The organism is Actinoplanes lobatus (assembly GCF_014205215.1).
GTDB classification, from domain to species: domain Bacteria; phylum Actinomycetota; class Actinomycetes; order Mycobacteriales; family Micromonosporaceae; genus Actinoplanes; species Actinoplanes lobatus.
The window spans coordinates 10319764-10333592 of record NZ_JACHNC010000001.1; the positions used below are offsets into that span (position 1 = coordinate 10319764).

The 13829-nt window shown below is 70.2% G+C and carries 14 protein-coding genes; 8 read left to right on the plus strand and 6 right to left on the minus strand.

What is annotated here, in order from left to right; genetic code table 11:
• Positions 1 to 35 precede the first annotated feature (35 nt).
• From BJ964_RS46700 to BJ964_RS46715, 4 genes are all read left to right on the plus strand, one after another.
• Entirely contained in the window at positions 36 to 1016 is a 981-nt protein-coding gene (locus BJ964_RS46700; protein WP_203832718.1) for an efflux RND transporter periplasmic adaptor subunit, read from the plus strand.
• Positions 1013 to 1702: an ABC transporter ATP-binding protein gene (locus BJ964_RS46705; RefSeq protein ID WP_188126666.1), complete on the plus strand. Its 690-nt coding sequence runs from the start codon at positions 1013 to 1015 to the stop codon at positions 1700 to 1702. Before BJ964_RS46700 ends, BJ964_RS46705 begins: the two co-directional genes overlap by 4 nt.
• Positions 1699 to 2991 carry an ABC transporter permease gene (locus BJ964_RS46710; RefSeq protein WP_188126667.1) on the plus strand — a complete coding sequence of 431 codons (1293 nt, stop codon included), beginning with the start codon at positions 1699 to 1701 and terminating at the stop codon, positions 2989 to 2991. The genes BJ964_RS46705 and BJ964_RS46710 overlap by 4 nt, the downstream gene beginning before the upstream one ends.
• A gap of 124 nt (positions 2992 to 3115) precedes the next feature.
• Entirely contained in the window at positions 3116 to 4102 is a 987-nt protein-coding gene (locus BJ964_RS46715; RefSeq protein ID WP_188126668.1) for an ABC transporter substrate-binding protein, read from the plus strand.
• Here BJ964_RS46715 and BJ964_RS46720 read toward each other — a convergent pair.
• Genes BJ964_RS46720 through BJ964_RS46730 form a run of 3 tightly spaced genes read right to left on the minus strand, consistent with a single transcriptional unit; the run spans position 4099 to position 6831 of the window.
• Positions 4099 to 4854, minus strand: coding sequence for a pseudouridine synthase (locus BJ964_RS46720; protein ID WP_188126669.1), 756 nt, complete (start codon positions 4852 to 4854; stop codon positions 4099 to 4101). The genes BJ964_RS46715 and BJ964_RS46720 overlap by 4 nt on opposite strands.
• Positions 4823 to 5893, minus strand: a complete 1071-nt coding sequence (gene scpB / locus BJ964_RS46725; protein WP_188126670.1) for an SMC-Scp complex subunit ScpB — start codon at positions 5891 to 5893, stop codon at positions 4823 to 4825. Before scpB ends, BJ964_RS46720 begins: the two co-directional genes overlap by 32 nt.
• The gene (locus BJ964_RS46730; RefSeq protein WP_188127567.1) at positions 5890 to 6831 is read right to left on the minus strand and encodes a segregation and condensation protein A; all 942 of its coding nucleotides are present in this window, start codon (positions 6829 to 6831) and stop codon (positions 5890 to 5892) included. Before BJ964_RS46730 ends, scpB begins: the two co-directional genes overlap by 4 nt.
• 102 nt (positions 6832 to 6933) lie before the next feature.
• Between BJ964_RS46730 and BJ964_RS46735 the strand changes: the two genes are divergently transcribed.
• Positions 6934 to 7458 (plus strand): GNAT family N-acetyltransferase, encoded by a 525-nt coding sequence (locus BJ964_RS46735; RefSeq protein WP_188126671.1) that lies wholly within the window; start codon positions 6934 to 6936, stop codon positions 7456 to 7458.
• Between the two features lie 37 nt (positions 7459 to 7495).
• On the opposite strand, the gene BJ964_RS46740 is transcribed toward BJ964_RS46735, so the two are convergent.
• Positions 7496 to 7738 (minus strand): hypothetical protein, encoded by a 243-nt coding sequence (locus BJ964_RS46740; protein WP_188126672.1) that lies wholly within the window; start codon positions 7736 to 7738, stop codon positions 7496 to 7498.
• A 192-nt stretch (positions 7739 to 7930) separates the two neighbouring features.
• Here BJ964_RS46740 and BJ964_RS46745 point away from each other — a divergent pair, with 192 nt between their 5' ends.
• Positions 7931 to 8197 carry an acylphosphatase gene (locus tag BJ964_RS46745; RefSeq protein ID WP_188126673.1) on the plus strand — a complete coding sequence of 89 codons (267 nt, stop codon included), beginning with the start codon at positions 7931 to 7933 and terminating at the stop codon, positions 8195 to 8197.
• Between the two features lie 28 nt (positions 8198 to 8225).
• On the opposite strand, the gene glpK (BJ964_RS46750) is transcribed toward BJ964_RS46745, so the two are convergent.
• Both glpK (BJ964_RS46750) and BJ964_RS46755 read right to left on the minus strand, forming a co-directional pair.
• The gene (gene glpK / locus BJ964_RS46750) at positions 8226 to 9701 is read right to left on the minus strand and encodes a glycerol kinase GlpK (protein ID WP_188126674.1); all 1476 of its coding nucleotides are present in this window, start codon (positions 9699 to 9701) and stop codon (positions 8226 to 8228) included.
• Between the two features lie 34 nt (positions 9702 to 9735).
• Positions 9736 to 10497 (minus strand): IclR family transcriptional regulator, encoded by a 762-nt coding sequence (locus BJ964_RS46755; RefSeq protein WP_188126675.1) that lies wholly within the window; start codon positions 10495 to 10497, stop codon positions 9736 to 9738.
• 81 nt (positions 10498 to 10578) lie between these two features.
• Here BJ964_RS46755 and glpK (BJ964_RS46760) point away from each other — a divergent pair, with 81 nt between their 5' ends.
• A complete protein-coding gene (glpK, locus tag BJ964_RS46760; RefSeq protein WP_188126676.1) occupies positions 10579 to 12057 on the plus strand; it encodes a glycerol kinase GlpK in 1479 nt (492 codons plus the stop codon).
• Positions 12058 to 12079: 22 nt separating this feature from the next.
• On the plus strand, positions 12080 to 13786 hold the full coding sequence (locus tag BJ964_RS46765) for a glycerol-3-phosphate dehydrogenase/oxidase (RefSeq protein ID WP_188126677.1): 1707 nt from the start codon (positions 12080 to 12082) through the stop codon (positions 13784 to 13786).
• Positions 13787 to 13829 lie beyond the last annotated feature (43 nt).

Genomic DNA, 13829 nt, shown 5'->3' on the forward strand with positions numbered 1-13829 from the left:
CGGTATGTCCGCTATCGGGGTGAACGGGGAACCGGGTGAAGAGACGTGTGTGCGTGATGGCCTCGGCTGTCGTGGTGCTCCTGGGCGGCTGTACGTCGGAGGGCGAACAGGCGCAGACCCCGGAGCTCGAGGCCCGCGGGACCGTGCTCACCACCGTTCAGCCGACACGGCAGGATCTGGTGAACCAGATCAGCCTGGCCGGGAAGGTGACCATCAACCCGACGTTCGGGATCGTCGCCCCGGCCGAGGGCGAGCTGCGGTTCACCGACCGGCAGCCGACGACCGTGCCGGTGGTGCGGGACACGTGGGTGGCGTCGGTGTGGGCCGGTGGTGCCCCGCGCCGGGTGTACATCCCGGAGGGCTCGATCATGGCCGGGCGGCTGATGGCCGACAAGTCGCCGGTGTCGAAGGGCATGCCGATCATCTCGGCGAAGCACGTCGGCTACGGCATCGTGGCCGACATCGACAGCGCGCAGGCGTACCGGATCTCCGGTTCCGTGAAGTCGATCAAGGCGCAGATCAAGAACGGTCCGGGGCCGTTCAACTGCGAGCCGATCGGCACCATCGCGGCGCTGCCCGCCGGGACACTGCCGGAGCCCGAGCCGGATCCCACCACGCAGCCGACCGCGAACCCGTCGGCGCCCCCGGTGACCCCGGAGGAGCCGGCGCCCGACGCCGGTGGCGCGACCGGTTCCGACCCGACCGGCCTTCAGGTGGTCTGTGTCGCCCCGGCCAAGATCAAGCTGATCAACGGCTCGGACGTCACCCTCGACGTGATCACCGGCCGGTCCGAGGACGCGCTGGTCCTGCCGGTCGAGGCGGTCGCCGGTTCGCAGGGTAAGGGCAAGGTCGACCTGGTCATCGGCGAGGATCGGCGGCGCAAGACGATCGACGTGACGCTGGGCATCTCGGACGGCAAGGTCATCGAGATCAAGAAGGGCCTCCAGGGGAACGAGACCATCGCTGTTCCCGGGCCGAACCTGCCGACCCCGCCGCCGGGCGAGGTGACCGGGTGACGGCCATCATCGAACTGAACGGCATCACCAAGGTCCTCAAGGGACAGGAGAAGCCGCGGACGATCCTCGACGGCGTCGGCCTGAGCGTGCACCCCGGGGAGAGCCTGGCCATCGTCGGCCGGTCCGGTTCCGGCAAGAGCACCCTGCTCAGTGTGCTGGGCCTGTTCGACCGCCCGGACCAGGGCAGCTACCTGCTGGACGGCACCGAGATCAGCCGGCTGCCGGAGCGCCGGGCCGCGAAGCTGCGCAGTTCCCACTTCGGTTTCGTGTTCCAGCGGTTCTTCCTTCTCAAGCATCTGACCGCCGCGCAGAACGTGGCGATGGCGCTGGTCAACGGCCAGGGCTGGCTGCCCCGCCGGCAGCGCCGGGCCAAGGTCATGGACGCCCTGGAGGAGGTCGGCATCGCGCATCTGGCCAAGAACCGGCCGGCCAAGATGTCCGGCGGCGAGCAGCAGCGGGTGGCGATCGCCCGCGCGCTGGTGCGGCAGCCGCGGATCCTGCTGGCCGACGAGCCGACCGGCGCCCTGGACACCGAGACCGGCACGCTGGTGATCGACGCCCTCCAGGGGGTCACCGCCCGCGGGTGCGCGCTCATCCTGGTCACCCACGACCGGGACCACGCCGCCCGGATGGGCCGGATCCTGCACCTCAACGAGGGTGTCCTGGCCGAGCAGGTCGCCGCATGATCCGTCTGTCGGGGCGCTTCCGCTCGGCTCTCATCATCGGGTTGCAGGGCATCCGGTCCCGCAAGACCCGCACCCTGCTGTCCATGATCAGCCTCTTCCTCGGTGTGCTCGCCGTCGTGGTGGTGCAGGCCGGCGCCAGCATCGCCGAGCGGGCCCTGCTCGCCGACATGGAGCTCCAGCGCGGCATCGACGGCACCAAGGTCATGAGCATGGCCCCGCAGCCGCGGGTCAGCGAGATCATCATGGACACCGTTCCCGGCCGGGACGACGCGGTGGCCATGGTGGGCGTCTCGGCGATCATCGGTGAGCCCGGGGTCCGGCCGGTCAACCCGAACGCCTCGCCGTTCGACGAGACCGGGTTCTACGGCATGCCGATGGTGTGCGACGCGACCGGCAACTGCCGGGAGCAGACCCCCGCGGAGGCCGGTCCGGAAGGGCAGGCCATCGAGGTACGGCTGACCGCGCTCACCGGCGACATCCGCCAGTTCAAGCCCTTCCGCCCGGAGTCCGGCCACTGGCTCGACTTCGATTCGATGCCGATGATGGCGCCGCGGCTGGTCCTCAACAAGGAGGCGGCCAAGGGCTTCGAGCGCTACCGGGTGCCGGCCGAGATGCGCGTGCCGGGTGCCAGTGCGAACCTGACGCCGCAGCTCATCGGTGTGGTCGACGACGGGGACTACTCGCCGCGGGCGTACGTGCGGATGGACGAGATGGCCAACTGGATCCCGGCCACGAAACTCGTCGACCCGTCGATGGGCGAGATGAACGTGCTGATGACCGGGAACACGCCGGTCGAGCAGGTGCTCACCAGCAAGCTCAAGGCGATCAACGCGGAGCCGTACGTCGATCTGATCAACTCGCGCAAGGACCAGGAGAAGGAACTGGCCCTGATGCGGCTGATCTTCCTGTCGATGGCCGGCCTGGTCCTGCTGATCGGTGTGGCCGGCATCCTGAACGTCGGTCTGGCCACCGTCGGCGAACGGGTCGAGGAGTTCGCGCTGCGCCGTGCGGTCGGCACACCCCGCGCCCTGCTGGCCGGCATCGTCCTGGCCGAGACGCTGATCACCGGCCTGCTCACCGCGGCCCTGGCGATCGGGGTGAGCGCCGTGGCCCTCAAGGGTTTGGTCATGCTGGCCGGCAACTCCGAGCCGTTCCTGAAGGGTGTCGTCTTCCCCTGGGACGCCGGGGTGGCCGGGGTGATCGCCGGCCTGATCGCCGGTGTGCTCGGCGGCTTCGTCCCGGCGATCCGGGCGGCCGGAATCCCCATCGCCACGGTCATGAGAGCGTGATCATTTGTGGCGCCGGCGGTGGTTTCCGCTGCTGGCGCCACATGGGGTAGAGCCCCGATCAACGCGTTGTTATCGTCAACACCCGTTCCGGGATTGATGATCGCCGTTGACGGGGGATTCACCGATGCGCAGACGTTTGTTCATATCACTCGGAGCCGCCGGCATGTGCTCGGTGCTGGCCGGCTGCGGGACCGACGAGCAAGAGGGCTTCAACCTGCGGGACGTCCCCAGCGGCCCGATCGTCCTGGGGTTCTCCCAGGTCGGCTCGGAGAGCGGCTGGCGTGAGGCGAACACCGCGTCGATCAAGAAAGCGGCCGAGCGCAACCGGATCACGCTGAAATTCGACAACGCCGAGGGCGACCAGAAGAAGCAGATAGCGGCGATCCAGTCGTACATCGCCGCGAAGGTGAACGTGATCGCCTTCTCGCCGGTGGTGGAGACCGGCTGGGACGACGTACTGCGCCAGGCCCGCGACGCCGGAATCCCGGTGGTGCTCACCGACCGGCTCATCGAGACCTTGGACGAATCGCTGTACGTCAGCTCGATCGGCGCCGAGTTCGCGTCCGAGGGCAACCTGGCGGCGCTCTACCTGGAGAACGACTACGAGGGCACGAGCGGCCACGTCAACGTCGTGGAGCTGCTCGGCACCCGCGGATCGTCGCCGACGAAACTGCGTACCGAGGGCTTCCGGGAGACCGCCTCCCGGCACGGCAAGCTGCGGGTGATGGACAGCGAGACCGGCAACTGGACCGTGGCCGGCGGTGAGGCGGCCATGAAGAAGCTGCTGCGCCGGGTCAAGACCATCGACGCCGTCTTCGCGCAGAACGACGACATGGGCCTGGGCGCGATCAAGGCGTTGCAGGCCGCCGGAAAGAAGCCCGGCACCGACGTCCGCATCGTCACCGTGGACGCCACCAGGGCCGGGTTGACGGCCCTGGCGGCGGGCAAGCTGAACTACGTCGTCGAGTGCAGCCCGGAGATCGGTGAGCAGCTGATGGCGGTGGTCGTCGACCTGTTCTTCGGCGGCCAGGTGCAGAAGCGCGTGGAGTCGGAGAAGGCCGTCTTCGACTCCGACAGTGCGGCCGACGCGCTGCCCGACCGCACCTACTAGTCGCCGACCGCCTTGAACAGGGCGGCGACCTCCGCCTGCGACAGGTGGCGGAACCCGCCGGGCCGCAGGTCGCCGAGGCGGATCGGGCCCACCGCCGTCCGGATGAGCCGGGTGACCGGGTGCCCCACGGCGTCCATCATCCGGCGGACGATGTGCTTGCGGCCCTCGTGCAGCACGATCTCCACCTGGGCGGTCTTGCCGATCGCGTCGACCAGCCGGAAGGAGTCCACCTTCGCCGGGCCGTCCTCCAGCTCGATGCCCTTCTGGAGGGCCCGGCCCACGGTGCGCGGCAGCGGCCCGACCACCTCGGCCAGGTACGTCTTGTTGATCTCGTACGACGGGTGCATCAGCTTGTGCGCCAGCCCGCCGTCGTTGGTGAACAGCAGCAGCCCCTCGGACTCGGCGTCGAGCCGGCCCACGTGGAACAGCCGCTGCTCGAAGTTGGCGCCGAGGAAGTCGGCCAGCTCGGTGCGGCCCTTCTCGTCGTCGAGGCTGGAGACGACGCCGCGCGGCTTGTTCAGCGCCACGTAGACGAGCTTGGTGTTGGTGATCACCCGCTGCCCGTCGACGTGGATCTCCGCCGTGGCGGGGTCGACCTTGTCGCCGAGCTTGGCGACCCGGCCGTTGACGGTCACGCGCCGCCGGAAGATCAGGTCTTCGCAGGCGCGCCGGGATCCAACACCGGCCGCAGCCAGGACTTTCTGGAGGCGTTCGGCGGTGTCAGCCTGAGGCATCGAGCACTTCTTCCACATCGTCGGGCAGGAATGGGGCGAGCGGCGGCAGCTGGTCGACCGAGTTGAGGCCGAGCTTCTCGAGGAACAGCGACGTCGTCCGGTACAGGTATGCCCCGGTTTCCGGTTCGGTGCCGCACTCCTCGATCAGGCCGCGAGTGACCAGCGTACGCATCACCCCGTCACAGTTCACACCGCGGATGGCCGAGATGCGCGATCGGGTCACCGGCTGTTTGTAGGCGACTACGGCGAGTGTCTCCAGGGCGGCCTGGGTGAGCCGGACCGATTGGCCGTCGAGGACGAACCGTTCGACGTACTGCGCGTACTCCGGGCGGGTGTAGAGACGCCACCCGCCGGCCGCCCGCCGCAGGTCGATGCCGTGCCCGGCCGCGGTGTAGCGCGCCGAGACGTCCTCCAGGACGCGGGCGATCCGCTCCACCGGCTGCTCCAGGACCTGCGCCAACTGCAACTCGCCCACCGGCTCGTCGACCACCAGCATGATCGATTCGAGGGCCGCCGCCAGCTCTGCGTCGTCCATCACAACAGCGGGGGTACGGGTCGGAGCGGGCGGTTCCTCCCGCCGTGGCCGCGCCTGGGCGGGAACCGCGGCCCTGGGTTCCGGCCGCGAAGGCGCCGCCTCGGGCTCGGGTTCCGAAGGCCCGGATTCCGAAAGCTCGGGTTCCGAAGACTCGGGCTCGGATTCCGAGAGCTCCGCCTCGGGCTGCGGAAGCTCCGGCTCAGCCAAAGGCTCGGGCTCCGTCTCGGTGGAAAGCTCGGCCTCCGCCTCGGCGGAAAACTCGGGCTCCGCCTCAGCCGAAAGCTCGGCCTCCGCCTCAGCCGAAAGCTCGGCCTCCGCCTCAGCGGGAAGCTCGGCCTCCGCCTCAGCCGAAAGCTCGGCCTCCGCCTCAGCGGGAAGCTCGGGCTCCGCCGAAGGCGAAGGCGCAAGCTCGGACTCGGCCGCGTCCTGGTACTCCCGGTCCGGCTCCCGGCGCCGCTCCCACGGCGGCACCCACGCGGCCGCCTGCGCCGCCAGCGACTCGGGACGCTCCTCGCTGCTCACGAACTCTCCTCCACAGCCACCGGGGCCTCATCACCCGTGCCAAGATCGCCATCAGAGCCGGGATCGTCAAGCCGTTCCGCCGGTGTTTCGCCCGATTCGGCACTTTCGGCCTCCGGTTTGCTGCCCTCGTAGTCGTCGATGTCGAGCTCGACGTCCGAGTCACCGCCGATCCATCGGACGGTCAGCTCGTCCAGCGACACCGGCTGCTCGAACTCGATCAGCCCTTCCCGGTACAGCTCCAGCAGGGCCAGGAACCGGGCCACCACCTCGAGGGTGTTGTCACAGTCGGCGACCAGCAGGCTGAACGTGGCGGTGCCGGCCCGGCGCAACCGGTCGCGCAGCAGCGTGGCGTGTTCCTTGACGCTCACCCGCACCTGGTGGATGTGAGCGATCGACACCTGCGGCGGGCCGGGCTTGGGCAGGAAGCTCTTCAGCGCCAGTTTCAGCAGCCGTTGCGGGCCGACTCCGAGGACCAACTCGGGGAGCGCGTCCGCGTACCGCTGCTCCAGGGTGACCAGCCGCGGCCAGCGACGCGCCCCGGTGGCCTCGAGCTCCGCGATGTGCGCGGCCGCCTCTTTGAAGGCCTTGTACTGCAGGAGCCGGGCGAACAGCAGGTCGCGGGCCTCCAGCAGGGCCAGGTCCTCCTCGTCCTCGACCTCGGCGGCGGGCAGCAGCCGGGCCGCCTTGAGGTCCAGCAGGGTCGCCGCGACCAGCAGGAACTCGCTGGCCTCGTCGAGGTCCCAGTCGTCGCCCATGGCCCGGATGTAGGCGATGAAGTCGTCGGTGACCTGATGCAGCGCCACCTCGGTGACATCCAGCTTGTGCTTGCCGATCAGCTGCAGAAGCAGATCGAACGGCCCGGTGAAATTCTCCAACCGGACCGTGAAGCCACCAGTGGGCTCCGTCTCCTCTTCAAGCACGTGCCGACCGTAGACCATGCCTATGCCGAGTTCCTCCGAGCGCACTCCTTTCCAACGTCACAGACGTTGCCGGGTTACCGGCCGGTTACATTCCTTCACAATCCCCGTTACGCTGCGGCGATGCGGTCACTGATCTCGCCACGGCTGCTTCTGCGTGAGTGGGAGGAGAAGGACATCGACTTCCTCCTCGACATGTACTCGCGCTGGGAGGTGGCCCGCTATCTCGGCTCGGCGCCACGCGCCCTCACCGGCCACGACGACGCCGTCGCCACGTTGACCCGGTGGCGGGCCCGGCAGGACGACGTGCACACGATCTGGGCGATCCAGGACCGGGCGACCGGTCACCTGCTCGGCACCGCGCTGCTGGTCCCGCTGCTCGGCTCCGGCGAGAAGCTGGCCCCCACCGGCGAGACCGAGATCGGCTGGCACCTGCATCCGGACGCGTGGGGCAAGGGGTACGCCACCGAGGCGGCCAACGCCGTGATGGCGTACGCGGCCCGGTCCGGCGTCTCGCCCGTGCTGGCCGTCACCTGGCCGGAGAACACCGCGTCGCAGGCGGTCTGCCAACGGCTCGGAATGCGCCACCTGGGGCAGACGGACCGGTACTACAACAGGACTTGCGAACTGTTCACGAACGCATCGTGAAACGGACCGCCGCGTGATTGCGCGGCGGTCCGGCGAATCACTTCTTCTTGGACTTCTTGTCCTTCTTGGACTTCTTCTCGGCCTTGGCGGGAGCGGCCTCCACGGGAGCCTCCTCGACGGGAGCGGCCTCCACGGGAGCCTCCTCGACGGGGGCGGCCTCGACGACGGCCGCCTTCTCCTTCTTGGCCTTCTTGACCTTGGCCTCGACGACCGGCGCCTCGACAACCGGCGCGGCCTCGACCACTACCGCCTTCTTGGCCTTCTCTTTGGTCTTACCCACGTCGGCCTCCTTTCGCATGACTGCTTCACGCGACCCGGCCGGCGCGCGTGTGCACGCGACTGTAGTGGATCTTGGGATATCTGTGGTTGGTGTGATGGAAGTGAAATGTTCACCATCCGGCTAACCGGAAAGCCCGCCGGACGCCGGACCAAAATCGACTCCCCGTGACACATCCCGACGTAGGGTGGGCCGGTGATCCGCAAACACGTCCTCGCCGAAGGCCTGGTGCAGGGCGTCTTCTTCCGCGATTCGTGCCGCCGCGTCGCCTGCCGGCACGCGGTCCGCGGCTGGGTGCGCAACCTGCCGGACGGCCGGGTCGAGGCGGTCTTCGAGGGCGATCCGGAGGGCGTCGCGCAGCTGGTCAGCTGGGCGCGGACCGGCCCGACCGGCGCCCGCGTGGACAACCTGGAGGTTCACGAGGAGCCGGCCGAGGGCTTCGACGCCTTCACGATCCGCTGACCACTGTCCAGCTCGGACGATGAAACGGCTACGACGGTTCGGGCCGGCTGAACAGGATCGAGCACTCCACGGCACGCCGCCAGTTCGCGTATTCGCCGGCACGCCGGGCCGCGTCCATCCGGGGCCGCCACCGGCCGGCCATGTGCCGGTTGGCGTGCAGGTCCCGCAGATCCGACCAGTAGCCGACGGCCAGCCCGGCCGCATAGGCGGCGCCCAGCGACACCGTCTCGGCGACCATCGGCCGCAGCACCGGGACCTCCAGGAAGTCGGCGACGATCTGCATGAGCAGGTTGTCCGCGGTCATGCCACCGTCCACGTTGAGCGCGGTCAGCGCCAGGCCGGAGTCGGCGTTCATGGCGTCGACCACGTCGCGGGTCTGCCAGCCGGTCGCCTCCAGCACCGCACGGGCCAGGTGCGCCTTCGTGATGTACGAGGTCAGCCCCACGATGACGCCCCGCGCCTCGCTCTGCCAGTAGGGCGCGAACAGGCCGGAGAACGCCGGCACGATGTAGCAGCCGCCGTTGTCACGGACCGTCCCGGCCAGGGTCTCGATCTCCGAGGCGGTGCCGATCAGGCCCAGGTTGTCACGGACCCACTGGACCAGCGACCCGGCGATCGCGATCGATCCCTCCAGCGCGAAGACCGGCTTCTCGGCGCCGATCCGGTAGCCGACCGTGGTGATCAGCCCATGACTCGACCGGACCTGTTTCGTACCGGTGTTCATCAGCAGGAATCCGCCGGTGCCGTAGGTGCACTTGGCCTCGCCCGGCTCGAAACACGTCTGCCCGAACAGTGCGGCCTGCTGGTCGCCGATGGCGGCGGCGATCGGCACTCCGGGCAGGACGGCTTCGGCGGTGCCGTAGACCTCGGCCGATGATCGGATCTCGGGAAGCATCGCCCGCGGGATCCGGAACAGCCGGAGCAGTTCGTCGTCCCAATCGAGATCGTTCAAATTCATCAGCATGGTACGGCTGGCGTTGGTCACGTCGGTGAGGTGCCGTCCGCCGGTCAGGTTCCAGATCAGCCACGAGTCGACGGTCCCGAACAGCACCTCACCGCGTTCGGCGCGCTCCCGCAGCCCGGGGGTGTGCTCCAGCAGCCACTGGATCTTCGTGGCCGAGAAGTAGGTGGCCGGCGGCAACCCGGTCCGGCTCGTCACGAGATCCGCGTCGATGTCGCCGGTGGCCGCGCGGGTGTCCTGCCAGACGATCGCCGGCGCCACCGGCACCCCGGTCGCCCGGTCCCACAGCACCGTCGTCTCCCGCTGGTTGGCGATCCCGATGGCCGCCACCTCGGATGGAGCGACGCCGGCCTCCCGCAACGCCCGCTCGATCAGCCGCCGCACGTCCCGCCAGATCCGGGCCGCGTCGTGCTCCACCCAGCCGGGCCGCGGATACGACTGCGAATGCTCGGCCCGCACCACCGACACGACGGTCGCCCGCCGGTCGAACAGGATGCACCGCGTCGACGTCGTCCCCTGATCCACCGCCAGCACGTAGCTCATGACTCCGCCCCCTCCCGGTCGCCCGCACGCCCGCTCATGACCCGGACACGTCCCGCGAGATCGACCGGGCGGCCGCCACCACGTGCTCGACCAGGCCGGGCCGGGCCTGCCGCCGCGTGTCGGTGAGCCGCTCCACCGGCCCGGCGATCCCGACCGCGCCGACGACCAGCCCGCCCGAGGTGCGCACCGGCGCGGCGATCGCGGCCAGGCCCGGCCGCCACTCCTCCACCGAGAGGCCCCAGCCCCGGGCGCGGGTCTCGGCGAGTGCCCGGGCGAGGGCTTTCCGGTCGGTCACCGTCCTTCGGGTGTACGCGTCCAGCCCACCCGCCACGGCGGCCTCGGTGGCCGTCGCGTCGTGGGCGAGCAGCACCTGACCGAGCGCCGTCGCATGGGCGGGCAGCCGCACCCCGGTGTCGAGTGACTGGGCCGAGTCGTCGGGCCGGAACACGTGGTGCACCACGACCACCTCACCGTCGCGCAGCACGCCGAGCCGAACCTCCTCGCCGCTGCGGGCGGCCAGCGCGTCCGCCCAGTTGAGGGCGCGCCCGCGCAGTTCGTTGGCGTCGATCCCGGTGGAGCCCAGTTCGAGCAGCCCGCGGCCGAGCCGGTACCGGGCGGTCCGCGGGTCCTGCTCGACGAACCCGACGTGCTCCAGGGTCCGCAGGATGCTGTGTGCCGTGGATTTCGGCAGGCCGAGCGCGTCCGCGATCTCCTTGACGCGCAGCCGGTCCTCCCCCGCCGCGAGCAGGCGCAACACGGCCGAGGACCGCTCGATGGACTGGATCATGCCGGGCACGTGCGACATTGTCGCACGAGGGCCGTTGCCCCGCCCCGCTGTGCTCCCTAACGTCCGCGTCGTCGAGGACGGGAGGCACTTGTGGCGCACTACATCGGCGCGCTCGATCAGGGCACCACCAGCACGCGGTTCATGATCTTCGACCGGGCCGGTCGTGAGATCGGCCGCCACCAGCTGGAACACCGGCAGATCCAGCCACGCTCCGGCTGGGTCGAACACGATCCGGCGGAGATCTGGGAGAACACCCTCAAGTGCATCGAGGGGGCGCTCGCCGGCGCCGGGCTGACCCCGGCCGACCTGGCCGCCATCGGGATCACCAACCAGCGGGAGACCGCGGTGCTGTGGGACCGGGCGACCGGCACGGCGGTGGCTCCCGCGATCGTGTGGCAGGACACCCGTACCGATTATCTGGTCTCCGCTCTCGATCCTGACCTGATCCGGGAGCGCACCGGGTTACCGCCGGCCACCTACTTCTCGGCCACGAAGATCCAGTGGCTGCTGGAGCACACCCCCGGCCTGCGGGAGCGCGCCGAACGCGGTGAGGTGCTGTTCGGGACCGTCGACTCGTGGCTGATCTGGAACCTGACCGGCGGACGGCACCTCACCGACGTGACCAACGCCAGCCGTACCATGCTGATGAATTTGAACGATCTCGATTGGGACGACGAACTGCTCCGGCTGTTCCGGATCCCACGGGCGATGCTCCCCGAGATCCGATCATCGGCCGAGGTCTACGGCACCGCCGAAGCCGTCCTGCCCGGAGTGCCGATCGCCGCCGCCATCGGCGACCAGCAGGCCGCACTGTTCGGGCAGGCCTGTTTCGAACCGGGCGAGGCCAAGTGCACCTACGGCACCGGCGGATTCCTGCTCATGAACACCGGCACCACACCGGTCCGGTCCAGCCACGGCCTGATCACCACGGTCGGCTACCGCTTCGGCGCCGAGAAGCCGGTCTTCGCACTGGAAGGCTCGATCGCGGCGTGCGGATCCGCCATCCAGTGGCTGCGCGACCAGCTCGGCGTCCTGGACAGCGCCGCCGACAGCGAAACCCTCGCCCAACAGGTCGACGACAGCGCCGGCGTCTGCTTCGTCCCGGCGTTCTCCGGCCTGTTCGCGCCCTACTGGCGGCCGGACGCGCGGGCCGCCATCGTCGGGCTGTCCCGCTTCCACACCGCCGCCCACATCACCCGGGCCGCGCTGGAGGCCGTCTGCTACCAGACCCGCGACGTGGTCGAGGCGATGGCCCAGGACTCCGGCACCGTCCTCGACTGCCTCCAGGTCGACGGCGGCGTCACCGCCAACGCGCTCTGCATGCAGTTGCAGGCCGACATCCTCGGCGTACCGGTCAGCCGCCCGGTGGTCGCCGAGACCACCGCCCTCGGCGCCGCCTACGCGGCCGGGCTCGCGGTCGGCTTCTGGACCTCCCTCGACGAGCTGCGCGCCAACCGCCACGAGGACCGGCGCTGGCAGCCGTCCTGGTCCGCGGCCCGGCGCACCGAAGGCATCACCCGCTGGCGAGCGGCCATCGACCGCACCCTCGACTGGGTCAGCGTCGGCTGACCAAATTTCCGGAAGGAACAGAATGAAAACCGGAGTGATCTCGCCCCAGGCCCGTGCCAAGGCCCTTGAAGTCATGTCGTCCGGCGACGAACTGGACGTGCTGGTCGTCGGCGCCGGAGTGGTCGGGGCCGGCTCGGCCCTGGACGCCGCCACCCGTGGCCTGTCCGTCGGCCTCCTGGAAGCCCGCGACTTCGCCAGCGGCACCTCCAGCCGGTCCAGCAAGCTCATCCACGGCGGCCTGCGCTACCTGGAGATGCTCGACTTCAGCCTGGTCCGGGAGGCACTGCGGGAACGCGGCCTGCTGATCCAGAAACTCGCCCCGCACCTGGTCCGCCCGGTGCCGTTCCTCTACCCGCTGCAACGCCGGGCGTGGGAGCGCCTCTACGTCGGCGCCGGCGTCGCCCTCTACGACATCCTGGCCCTCTCCGGCGGCGGCGCGGGCGTGCCCGTGCACCGGCACCTGAGCCGGGTCGAGGCGCTCAAGGCGTTCCCGTCGCTGCGCCCGGAGACGCTGGTCGGCGCGATCCGCTACTACGACGCGCAGGTCGACGACGCCCGGCACACCATGTTCCTGGTCCGCACGGCGGCCGCGCACGGGGCGCACGTGGCGTCGCGTACCGAGGTGGTCGGCTTCCTGCGGGAGGGCCGCCGGGTCGTCGGCGTCCGGGCCCGCGACCTGGAGACCGGCGCCGAGTTCGAGATCCGCGCCCGCACGGTGATCAACGCGACCGGTGTGTGGACCGGCGACAGCCAGGCCCTGCTCACCGGTGAACGCGGCGAATTCAAGATCACCGCGAGCAAGGGCATCCACCTGGTGGTGCCGCGCGACCGGATCGCCGGCCGCACCGGCATGATTCTGCGTACGGCGACGAGCGTGCTGTTCGTGATCCCGTGGGACCGGCACTGGATCATCGGCACCACCGACACCAAGTGGAACCTCGACAAGTCCGACCCGGCGGCGTCCGGCCAGGACGTCGACTACCTGCTCGACGAGGTCAACAAGGCCCTCGCCACGCCACTGACCAGGGACGATGTGCAGGGTGTCTACGCCGGCCTGCGCCCACTGCTGTCGGCCGAGGCGGCCAGCACCGCCAAACTGTCCCGCGAGCACGCGGTCGGCAACCCGGTCCCCGGGCTGATCGTGGTCGCCGGCGGCAAGTACACGACGTACCGGGTGATGGCCAAGGACGCGGTCGACGCCGCCGCCCGCGACCTCGCCACCCGCGTGCCGGCGTCCTGCACCGACCAGGTGCCGCTGCTCGGCGCCGACGGCTACCGCGCCGCCTGGAACCGGCGCGCCGCCCTGGCCCGCGCCCACGGCCTGCACGTCACCCGGGTGGAGAACCTGCTCCGCCGCTACGGCACCCTGATCGACGAGGTGCTCACCCTCATCGAGGACGACCCGGCCCTCGGCCTCCCGCTGGACGGCGCACCCGGCCACCTGCGTGCCGAGATCGTCTACGCGGCCAGCCACGAGGGCGCCCGCCACCTCGACGACGTACTGGCACGGCGTACCCGGATCGCTTTCGAAACCCCCGACCGGGGCGTCGCCGCATCCCGCGCGGCCGCCGCCCTGATCGCGCCGGTCCTGGGCTGGTCGCAGGAGGAGACGGACCGCGAGGCCGCCACCTACGAATCCCACGTGATCGCCGAACTGGCCGCCCAGTCCCAGCCCGACGACGAATCCGCCGACGCCACCCTCCGCGGCACGGCCCTCACCCCGGCCTGACCGACCCGGCGCTCCGGCGTGCGAGGGGGCACGCCGGAGCGCC